Consider the following 3,664-nt stretch of genomic DNA (forward strand, 5'->3'; position numbering starts at 1 on the left):
CACGCGCCGGCGCTCGCCCCTGTCGGTGCCGAGGCCGGCGACCAGGCCGCTGATCCCGGCGATGCGGCCGTTCAACAGCAGCAGCATCGCGACCGAGAGGCCGATGAGCGCGCCGCCGGCGAGCGCGGGGAGAAAGGCGCTCATGCCCGCACGCCGCGCCGAGGCGCCGCGCGCACGGCCGTGTCACCGCGGCACGCAGCCGATAGGCGGCCTTCGACAAGGGACTTCATCATCCGCGGGGGCTCCGGCCGACCGGAAGTGCCGACATCCCCTCCGGCCTATCGCGGCCCTGGAACGGAAACAAGGCTTGCAATCGAGGTTCGCATCGCCAATTATCCAATCGAAACAATTACTTAACGGAATATTCATGCTGCTGGACAGGGCTTCCGCGACGCAAAGCTTCTCCGATTTCGACGCGACGGAGGACATGGACTCTCCCGCCCCTTCGGTCGCGGATCGGCCTCGCCGGCCGGCGGCGAATCGGACCGCACGGGCCGATTCCATCGTCGAGGGCGACCAGGTGATCTTCGCACGGCTCGACGTGGCGGAAGCGCTCGGCATCTGGCGCCATGCGCTGGGCCGCGTAGTCGAGACGCATGCGGAGGCGCCGGCGGCGAGCCTCACCCTGGACGTGAAGTTCGACGGCCACGAGACCCTGCACCGCTACCTGCCGGATCTCTTCAAGAAGCAGGCGGCGTGAGGATGCCTTTCGAATCGAGGATCGTCGCGTGAGTCTGGGCGCCATTTGGGAGGCGCGCTCCGCCCTGCCGAAGGCGCCGCTGCGGACGACGAGCCGCAGCACCTCCGTCGACGCGGTCTGGCAGGAGGTCCGTCGCGAGGCCGAGGCGGCGCTCGTCGAGGAGCCGCTTTATGCCGGCATCATCCAGGCGACGGTGCTCGACCAGCGCAGCATCGCGCAGGCCTTCGCCTACCGGCTCGCGCACCGGCTCGGCGACGGCGACCTCTCCCGGCTGGCGATGCGCGACCTGTGCCTGGCGGCATTCGAGGCCGACCCGCATGCGGGCGCCCACGCGGTGCGCGACCTCGTCGCCATCCGCGAGCGCGACCCGACCTGCCGCCGCTATCTCGATCCGTTCCTGTTCTACAAGGGGCTGGCGGCGCTGGAGGGCTACCGCGTCGCGCATTGGCTCTGGCACCAGGGCCGGGCGACGCTGGCGCTGCACGTGCAGAGCCGGATCTCGGAGGTGTTCGGCGCCGACATCCATCCGGCGGCGCGGATCGGTTCGGGCGTGTTCATCGATCACGCCACCGGCGTGGTGATCGGCGAGACCACGGTGATCGCCGACGACGTCTCGATCCTCCAATCCGTGACCCTCGGCGGCAACGGCAAGGAAAGCGGCGACCGCCATCCCAAGATCGAGCGCGGCGTGCTGCTCAGCGTCGGCGCCAAGGTGCTCGGCAACATCCGCGTCGGCGAAGGCGCCCGGGTCGCCGCCGCCGCGGTCGTGCTGCACGACGTACCGGCCCACACCACCGTCGCCGGCGTGCCCGCCCGGGTGGTGTCGAAGCTGCCGCGCAACGAGGAGCCGGCCCAGAGCATGGACCAGTTCTTCGGAGACGGGATCTGACCCGACGATGATTCGACTTGGGCGCCGTTGAAGGCTGCCGCCCGATCTCGGCGGAATCGAAGGTCGCAAAGGCCGTCCACGCCACTCGTGACCCGGGAAGAGGCGCAAGGCCGCGCGGACCGGCTCCGCCGCACGGGACGCCGTTGAAGAGGATTTCCCGTCGAACCTCGCGTTCGGAGGGTAATTTCTAGAATTTCATTCTCTCGAGATGCCCATTTCCAGAAATCGTCCTCATCATACGGTCGATAGACAGGAAGCGATACTGCAAAAATCCACAAATTCGGAATATTCTTCTATTGACGATGCGTCGCAGTCGAGGCTAAACCGTCGTTCTATCCCGATGCTACATAGGTTTCGCAACGGGATGTCAATCATTCGATTTCTTAGCCGAGCGCTCTTGCTCTCAACGCAGCGTAAATGCGGCTGATCGATCGCGCCTGTTCTTCAGAGGGCGCGACACAATTCAAAAACAAAGTGGGGACGACCGGACATGAGCGGACAAGGACTGAGCGTGGGCGCATCGGCAGCACGCAATCTATCGACCGCGACCGTCACCTCGGTCCAGAACCTCGCGAACACCCCGCGCTGGCTCCTGCGGCTGCTGCCCTTCGTCAACGTGGACGGCGGCGTCTACCGCGTGAACCGGCGCGCCGTGGTGCTGGCCAAACCCGGCCGCATCGACCTCGCCACGGACGGCAACGCCCGCACGATCAGTCCCGCCTCGCTCCGCGCCGTGCCGGCGTTCAGCCGCCTGGGCGACGCCGAGCTGTCCGCGCTCGCCGGCAAGTTCACCGAGAACCGGCACAACGCCGGGGAGACGATCTCGGAAGGCGGCGCCGGCGACCGCAGCCTGACCGTCGTCGCCGACGGCACCGTCGAGCTCTCGCTGTCGGGCCCGTACAAGAACCGCCTGCGCTCGGGGCTGGCCACCCGCGGCGACTTCTTCGGCGACGAAACCCTCGTCGGCGACGGCCAGCCCGCACCGGCCGTCAAGGCGCTCTCGGCGGTGACGCTGCTGACCCTCGACCGCGCGGCGCTCGACGACGACGCGGTCAAGAACCGCATCGCGCACTATGTCGAGGAGCGCGACCGCCTGAAGGGCCACACCAACAGCCACGGCGAGCAGGGCATCGAGCTGCTGGCCGTGCACACCGGCGCGCCGCGCCTGCCGACGACCTTCGTCGACTACGAGATCGATCCGCGCGAGTACCATCTTTCGACGATCCAGACGATCCTCAACACCCATACCCGCGTCACCGATCTCTACTCGAACGAGATCGACCAGCTCCGCGAGCAGATCCGCCTGACGGTGGATGCCGTGAAGGAGCGCGAGGAGTGGGAGCTGCTTAACAACTCCGAGTTCGGCCTCCTCAACGAAGTGGGCGGGCGCCAGCGCATCCCGACCCGCTCGGGTCCGCCGACCCCGGACGACCTCGACGAGTTGCTGACCCTCGTCTGGAAGAAGCCCGCCTTCTTCGTCGCCCACCCCCGCGCCATCGCCGCCTTCGGCCGCGAGGCCACCCGCCGCGGCGTGCCGCCGGTCGTGGTGCACCTGTTCGGCGCCCCGTTCCTCACCTGGCGCGGCGTGCCGCTGGTGCCGAGCGACAAGCTACCGATCGACGTCGACCCGGCCACCGGCGCGCAGACCACCTCGATCCTGCTGTTGCGCGTCGGCGAAGGCGAGCAGGGCGTCGTCGGCCTGCAGAAGTCCGGCGTCACCGGCGAGATCGAACCGGGCCTGTCGGTGCGCTACATGGGCACCAACGACCATTCCATCGCCTCACACCTGGTGACCCGCTACTTCTCTGCTGCGGTCCTGGTCGAGGATGCGATCGCACGCCTCGATAACGTGCTGCTCGGCAACTACCATGACTACGCCTGAGGCCGGCGCGTTGAGCACGTCCGCCATCGGCATCCCCACGGGCGACAGCGCCGCGTCCCTAGCCCACGCCGACCTCGTCGGGCGCCTCGCCCGCGAGATCTACGGCCAGGGGCAGGCGGCGTCCGCGCCGTTCGCCCCGTCGCCGCCGGCCTCGCCGCAACTGCCGCAGGGCCTGGAGAGCCTTCCCCAGGGC

3 protein-coding genes and 2 pseudogenes are annotated in these 3,664 nt (G+C 68.3%); 4 read left to right on the forward strand and 1 reads right to left on the reverse strand.

Features of this window, described 5'->3' with window-relative positions; all coding sequences use genetic code 11:
• Positions 1-144: pseudogene (locus tag FV222_RS31350) on the reverse strand (YeeE/YedE family protein); the annotation flags it as partial.
• Positions 145-502: 358 nt separating this feature from the next.
• On the opposite strand from FV222_RS31350, the gene FV222_RS20035 reads away from it, so the two are divergent.
• From FV222_RS20035 to FV222_RS20050, 4 genes and pseudogenes are all read left to right on the forward strand, one after another.
• On the forward strand, positions 503-700 hold the full coding sequence (locus FV222_RS20035; protein ID WP_147750683.1) for a hypothetical protein: 198 nt from the start codon (positions 503-505) through the stop codon (positions 698-700).
• A 43-nt stretch (positions 701-743) separates the two neighbouring features.
• Positions 744-1,589 (forward strand): serine O-acetyltransferase, encoded by an 846-nt coding sequence (gene cysE, locus FV222_RS20040; protein ID WP_147763926.1) that lies wholly within the window; start codon positions 744-746, stop codon positions 1,587-1,589.
• 490 nt (positions 1,590-2,079) lie between these two features.
• Positions 2,080-3,471 (forward strand): family 2B encapsulin nanocompartment shell protein, encoded by a 1,392-nt coding sequence (locus FV222_RS31910; protein WP_147815467.1) that lies wholly within the window; start codon positions 2,080-2,082, stop codon positions 3,469-3,471.
• A pseudogene (locus tag FV222_RS20050) lies at positions 3,458-3,664 on the forward strand (SufS family cysteine desulfurase); the annotation flags it as partial. The gene FV222_RS31910 and the pseudogene FV222_RS20050, both read left to right, overlap by 14 nt.

Source organism: Methylobacterium sp. WL103, assembly GCF_008039885.1.
GTDB classification, from domain to species: Bacteria; Pseudomonadota; Alphaproteobacteria; order Rhizobiales; family Beijerinckiaceae; genus Methylobacterium; species Methylobacterium cerastii.